The sequence below is a fragment of the Marinobacter sp. UBA2498 genome (genome assembly GCF_002341575.1).
Lineage (GTDB): Bacteria > Pseudomonadota > Gammaproteobacteria > Pseudomonadales > Oleiphilaceae > Marinobacter > Marinobacter manganoxydans.
On sequence record NZ_DDOI01000043.1, the window covers coordinates 9245 to 14765 of the forward strand.

Below are 5521 nucleotides of genomic sequence, written 5' to 3' on the forward strand. Positions count from 1 at the left end.
GGCGTCAGTTCACCCGCCTTTTGCAGGGCCGACTCATTCCGGCGATCCACCTCGGCGGCCGTTTCCGAATCTTGGAAATCGAGGCCTTTTGAGGCGTGGATATAAACGAACTCCACCCCCATCTGGCGGATTTTCTCGATGGTTTCCTCTTTTTTGATAACACCTCGCTTGCGCTGGGTGTTGTGGGGAATCCAGTCGTTGTTCAGATCGGTTATGTACATGCCGACCTTGAGTGCGGAGATGGGGACGCGTTTTATCATTTGCTGGGGAAAAAGGTCCTCAGGCTATTGTGATACGTTTTGCCAATCACTTCGTCCAGAGGCAGTTCTTTCACCTCAGCGATTTTCTCGGCGACAAAGGGCAGGTAAAAAGGTGCGTTTTCCTTACCGCGGTAGGGTACCGGAGTCAGGAACGGTGAATCGGTTTCCAGCAGGATCTGCTCGATCGGAGCCATGCGCACGATGTCCCTTACATTTTCGGCCTTGTTGAACGTGGTGATGCCGTTGAAGCCCAGGCACCAGCCCTGATCCAGGGCATACCGGGCAAGCCCAGGGCCGGACGTGAAACTGTGGATTACGCCCCGGCGTTTGAGGGTGGCCTCAAACTCGCCCAGGATCTCGATGGTATCCTCGTCGGCTTCCCGGCTATGAATCACCACGGGTCTGTCTGTGTCACAGGCGATCTGGAGCTGGCGCCGGAACACCTCGCGCTGCACGCCCCGGTCGGCGTTGTCGTAAAAATAGTCCAGGCCGATTTCACCCACGGCAACGATCTTCTCATCCCGGGCGTGGGCACGGATTTCGGCTTCCACGTCATCAGAATAGCTTTCAGCATCGTGGGGGTGGATCCCCTGAGTACCATAAACCCAAGGCGCCATCTGGCTGAGTTCGCGTACTCTGGCAAGGTTGTCCGGGGACACCGCAATGGTGATCACTTTCTCGATATTGACCCCTTTTGCCTGCTCCAGGGTTTCCTCGAGCGGACGGTCCTTGAGGTAATCCAGGTGACAGTGGGTTTCGATGATCGGGTGATCGAATACGGGAATCTCGCGACGTTTTTTACTCATTGCCGGGTACTACACTCCATCGCAACCTGCGTCCAGGCTGCTATTCTGTGAATTCAAGCTCACAAGTTTACCAGTTTGTACGATTGTTGACCTGTATTACATTCATAGGGACTTGCACGGAGCATTGGATGAAATTGTCGGCGTTTGCCAGTTCTTTTCTCTACGACCCTGGAAAACCCAGATTCCGGGATTACCCGACTTTTCTGGATGGCGATGACACCACCCTGCCAGGGTTGGAAGCCAGTCTGGATCAGATCGGTGAATACCAGCGCCGGCTCTGGGCCAACCAGTCCAGGGCGGTTCTATTGGTTGCCCACGGCCCGGACACCAGTGGAAAAGACAGCCTGATCCGTACTCTGGCAACCTACGCCGACCCCGCTGGTTTCCATGCCTGGTCGTTCAGCCGGCCGAGGGGGGCCGAAACCCGCCATGACTTTCTCTGGAGGGTAACGCCGTTTCTGCCCGGATTTGGCCAGATGGTCGCTTTCAACCGCAGCCATCATGAAGCGGTGATCGCCGAGCGGGTTTGGCCGGTCCACGCGCCTGAAAGCTACAACTGGCAAAACCGTTACCGCTCCATCCGGAACTTCGAGAATCATCTGGTGGAAGAGGGCACCACGGTGATCAAGATCTGGCTCAACCTGTCTGAGGATGAGCATCGCCAGAGGCTTCTCAAGCGTCTGGACAAGCCGCGCAAGCGCTGGAAGTTTGATCGGTCCGATATCGATGGCTGGGAAAAACGCAAAGAGTACGAAGCGTTTGCCGAGGAAGCCATTGCCGCGACCCATACAGAGCAGGCACCCTGGTTTATCGTGCCGGGAGATCGGAAGCCCCAGGCGCGCCCGATTGTCGCAGCCATACTGGCTGAGCAATTGCAGGAACTGGCGCCGGAATATCCGAAAGAAGATGAAAGCGTTTTAAAAGAGTACCGGCGTCTGCTGGCGAAAAGCGGCGTGAAATAAACAGAGGGGAGGAATGCATGCACATTGCTGTTGTTGGTGGCGGCGTGGTGGGAATGACCACCGCCTATGAACTGAATCGCCGGGGCCACCAGGTGACTGTGCTGGAACGTCATTCAATGGCCGGCAACGAGACCAGCAAGGCCAACGCGGCCCAGCGATCCTATGGGGTGGTGTACCCCTGGGCCGATCCCGCGATTGTATTCAAGGCCATCCCCTGGATCCTCAAGCAGGATGGCCCCCTGAAGCTACGCTTTCCGCCGTCTGTGGAAACACTCAAGTTCATGTTCGCCACGCTCCGTTACGCCTGGTCGCCAGGGCTGTTCGGGTTGAATCGCCGCGCCATGTTGCGCCTCGGTATCCACAGCCGGGAGCGATTCATGGCGCTTGAGAAGGAGCTTGATCTGTCCTTCGATGGCGACCACCAGGGTCTGCTGCACCTGGCGAGCACACCGGAAGCGCTGGAAGGCTACCGGACGACCCATGAATTGCTGAACGAACTGGGCATCCCTTCCCGTTTGCTCACACCCGAACAGGTGCGCGACGCCGAGCCCGGCATGGTTGGCAATGGTCCGCTTTATGGCGCCCTGAGCTATGACACCGACGGAACCGGCGATTGCCACAAATTTTCCCGGGAACTCGCTAAAGTCTGCGAGGCAAAGGGGATAGTGGTTCGTTACAACGTGGAAGCGGAAAAGCTGATTGCCGATGACCAGAGGGTCAGCGCAATTTCAGTCAGAAACAGCGATGGAGTCATGGAAGCCCTGGAAGTGGATGCCGTGGTGATCAGCGCCGGCTGCTGGTCCAACCACCTGGTTCAGCCCCTGGGCCTCGAACTGCCCATCTATCCGGTAAAAGGTTACAGCCTGACGGTCCCCATGAAGGACCCGGAACGAGGCCCCGCTTCCACCATTCACGATGACAACTACAAAGTGGTTTCTACTCGTCTGGGCAATCGATTACGCGCCACAGGGTTTGTCGAGCTAGCGGATTTCAACAGAGACATTCCGGAGGCGAGGCAGGCCACGATCCGAAAATCGGTGGAGTCCCGGTTCCCCGGCTGCGCCGATCTCGACGCCGCGGAAACCTGGACCGGCTTCCGCCCCATGACCCCGGATGGCCCTGCGATTATCGGCCGCGGTCCCCGAGACAACCTCTACCTCAACACTGGCCACGGCACCTTCGGCTGGACCCTGTCCGCGGGCAGTGCCGATGTCATCGCCCAGGTAATCGAAGGCGAGGAGCCGTCCGTTTGCCTGGATGCCTTCCGCCCAGGAAGATTCCAGGAGTAGGCTCAATACCCCGGTGCGCGCAAAAGGCCCGAGAGCAGGGCGGATAGCCCCTCCCGGGATCGTCGAAAACATGGATGTTTTCGTCGAGCGTACATGGACGTATTCACAGCGTATCCCGGGAGGGGCTATCCGTCCTGCTCCGCCTCGGAATTCGAGCGCGACTGAGATCTGCAATCCACAGCGCGCTCAATGTTCGAACACAGCGTATGAACAAACCCGATATCCCGATCAGACAACAAGGGCAAACGCTCGAAAACCCACTGGGACAGTTTTCCCTCAGGCGGTGTGTCCAGTTCCGGTAGCAAGGTTTCGAGTCGTCCACGAAGCGCGCCAAGACGATGTTCACCTGCGGGCTCAATCTGGCTCTCCGTAGCGACCGATAGTCCGGACATTTCCCAGGCATAGAGCATCACCGACTGGGCAAGGTTCAGGGAGGGGTAGGTGACCTTCATGGGGATGCCGGTTAACAGATCGCAGAGAGCCAGCTCTTCATTGGACAGCCCGCGATCTTCCCGGCCAAACACCAGTGCTGCGGTTGCCACGGACGTACCCTTCGTGGCCAGAACCTTCCGCAGATCTGAGGGGCCGTGCCAATCCTGGCGCTGATGCCGGGTCTTGGCGGAGGTCCCCATCAGCAGGTCTACGGAGTTTCTTACCGCAGCCAGATCGGGGAAAATGCGCGCATTGTCCAGGATATGGTCGCTGCCATGGGCCAGCCAGTGGGCTTCCGGGCGGGTGTGCAGATCGGAATTGACCAACCACAGTTCGCCGAAGCCCATGGTGCACAGCGCACGGGCAGCTGCACCGACGTTTTCCGGAACCTTGGGTTCAACAAGTACAAAGGCCAGTTGCATGACGTTACCTCCGGCGGCGAGTTTACACCACGGCGCGGAATCTTTTTACCAGCATTGGCAGCAGCTGAACGACTGGCTGGTACAGCATTCCGAGTTCTGGCAACCGGCGCCGTTCATGACGCCGGAGCCTGCCTGGGCGCGTCGTTATCCGGAACTGGGCACCATGCTGGCGGAACTAACCGATGGGGAATGCCAGCAACTGGATGGCAGCCCGGTTGAGTTGGCGGCTCGGGTTGCCTCATGGTTGCCGTCCCTCGACCGTTACGCCGACATGGTTCAACTGCCGGAGCTGTTACCGGCACCCGAAAAGGCATCAGAGGCGACTCTCCCGGAAATCCGGGCCACGGATATGCCCGGTCGGAAACGCCTGCAGTCGGGCGCCTTTACGGCGGCACTGACACCGCTGGAACACCCCGCCCTGGACTGGTGTTGTGGTAAGGGCCATCTGTCCAGGACGCTGGCGCCGTTTTGCCCCAGTGAGATACAGGGTTTCGAGTGGAATCCGGAGCTGGTGCGCGATGGCAACCGACTGGCACAACAGTTCGGAGATCCCGTGTCGATCCGCTGCCAGGATGTTATGGCAGAGGATTTGTCGCTTCCCAGCCGTCACCACGGTGTTGCACTGCATGCTTGTGGCGATCTGCACCGGCAGTTGCTGCAGCGAGGCAGTGAAGCCGGGTTGCCAAGATTGAGCGTCTCGCCCTGCTGCTACCACCTCACCGAGATGGAACACTACCGGCCGCTTTCACAGCGGGCGGCGGATCACCAAGAAGCGCTGCAGCCGAGCCGTAACGATCTTCGGCTTGCGGTTCAGGAAACCGTGACGGCACCGGCCCGGGTGAGGGAACAGACCCGCCTTGTCAGCCAGTGGCGCCTGGGATTTGATGGTCTGCAGCGGCAACTTCGTGGGTGTGATGAGTATCTGCCGGTTCCTTCGAATCCGCCCCGCCTTTTGAACAAAGGCTTTCCCGCCTTTTGCCGTTGGGCGGCGGCAAAAAAACAGCTCCGATTACTCGATACGGTGGACTTTGATCACTGGCAGGCGTTTGGCGTGCAACGGCTGGCCGAGGTTCGCCGCCATGAGCTGGTCAGGCATCTGTTCCGGCGCCCTCTGGAACTCTGGATGGTGTTGGATTACGCGCTTTTTCTGGAAGAACAGGGGTACAGGGTCAGGCTGGGGCATTTCTGCGACCGTTCACTGACACCCCGCAACCTGCTGCTTGATGCGGTCAGGGTTTCCGGTACTCAACCCGTTCAACACAGCCATCCCTGAAATACACATAGGTCAGCTCATAGAGCGCGCCGTAATAGCTGGTCTGGTAGATCCAGACTTCCTGGGGGCTGGTGTAG

The 5521-nt window shown here is 58.7% G+C and carries 6 protein-coding genes; 3 read left to right on the forward strand and 3 right to left on the reverse strand.

What is annotated here, in order from left to right; translation table 11 throughout:
• Both B2W52_RS04835 and B2W52_RS04840 read right to left on the reverse strand, forming a co-directional pair.
• The coding region (locus B2W52_RS04835) for a DUF3391 domain-containing protein (protein ID WP_286801654.1) at positions 1 to 260 on the reverse strand (260 nt) is incomplete at its 3' end.
• Positions 257 to 1066, reverse strand: coding sequence for a TatD family hydrolase (locus B2W52_RS04840; protein WP_273069562.1), 810 nt, complete (start codon positions 1064 to 1066; stop codon positions 257 to 259). The genes B2W52_RS04835 and B2W52_RS04840, both read right to left, overlap by 4 nt.
• 128 nt (positions 1067 to 1194) lie before the next feature.
• Here B2W52_RS04840 and B2W52_RS04845 point away from each other — a divergent pair, with 128 nt between their 5' ends.
• Together B2W52_RS04845 and B2W52_RS04850 are read left to right on the forward strand one after the other, a co-directional pair.
• The gene (locus B2W52_RS04845) at positions 1195 to 2028 is read left to right on the forward strand and encodes a polyphosphate kinase 2 family protein (protein WP_286801656.1); all 834 of its coding nucleotides are present in this window, start codon (positions 1195 to 1197) and stop codon (positions 2026 to 2028) included.
• A 17-nt stretch (positions 2029 to 2045) separates the two neighbouring features.
• Positions 2046 to 3317 (forward strand): D-amino acid dehydrogenase, encoded by a 1272-nt coding sequence (locus B2W52_RS04850; RefSeq protein ID WP_273018543.1) that lies wholly within the window; start codon positions 2046 to 2048, stop codon positions 3315 to 3317.
• Between the two features lie 125 nt (positions 3318 to 3442).
• On the opposite strand, the gene B2W52_RS04855 is transcribed toward B2W52_RS04850, so the two are convergent.
• Positions 3443 to 4171: a tRNA/rRNA methyltransferase gene (locus tag B2W52_RS04855; protein WP_286801659.1), complete on the reverse strand. Its 729-nt coding sequence runs from the start codon at positions 4169 to 4171 to the stop codon at positions 3443 to 3445.
• On the opposite strand from B2W52_RS04855, the gene B2W52_RS04860 reads away from it, so the two are divergent.
• A complete protein-coding gene (locus B2W52_RS04860) occupies positions 4170 to 5444 on the forward strand; it encodes a methyltransferase (RefSeq protein ID WP_286801661.1) in 1275 nt (424 codons plus the stop codon). The genes B2W52_RS04855 and B2W52_RS04860 overlap by 2 nt on opposite strands.
• Positions 5445 to 5521 lie beyond the last annotated feature (77 nt).

Bases quoted from the DNA above. Each gene is read 5' to 3' on its own strand.
- B2W52_RS04840 (WP_273069562.1), bottom strand. From the start codon at position 1,066: ATGAGTAAAAAACGTCGCGAGATTCCCGTATTCGATCACCCGATCATC.
- B2W52_RS04845 (WP_286801656.1), top strand. From the start codon at position 1,195: ATGAAATTGTCGGCGTTTGCCAGTTCTTTTCTCTACGACCCTGGAAAA.
- B2W52_RS04850 (WP_273018543.1), top strand. From the start codon at position 2,046: ATGCACATTGCTGTTGTTGGTGGCGGCGTGGTGGGAATGACCACCGCC.
- B2W52_RS04860 (WP_286801661.1), top strand. From the start codon at position 4,170: ATGACGTTACCTCCGGCGGCGAGTTTACACCACGGCGCGGAATCTTTT.
- B2W52_RS04855 (WP_286801659.1), bottom strand. From the start codon at position 4,171: ATGCAACTGGCCTTTGTACTTGTTGAACCCAAGGTTCCGGAAAACGTC.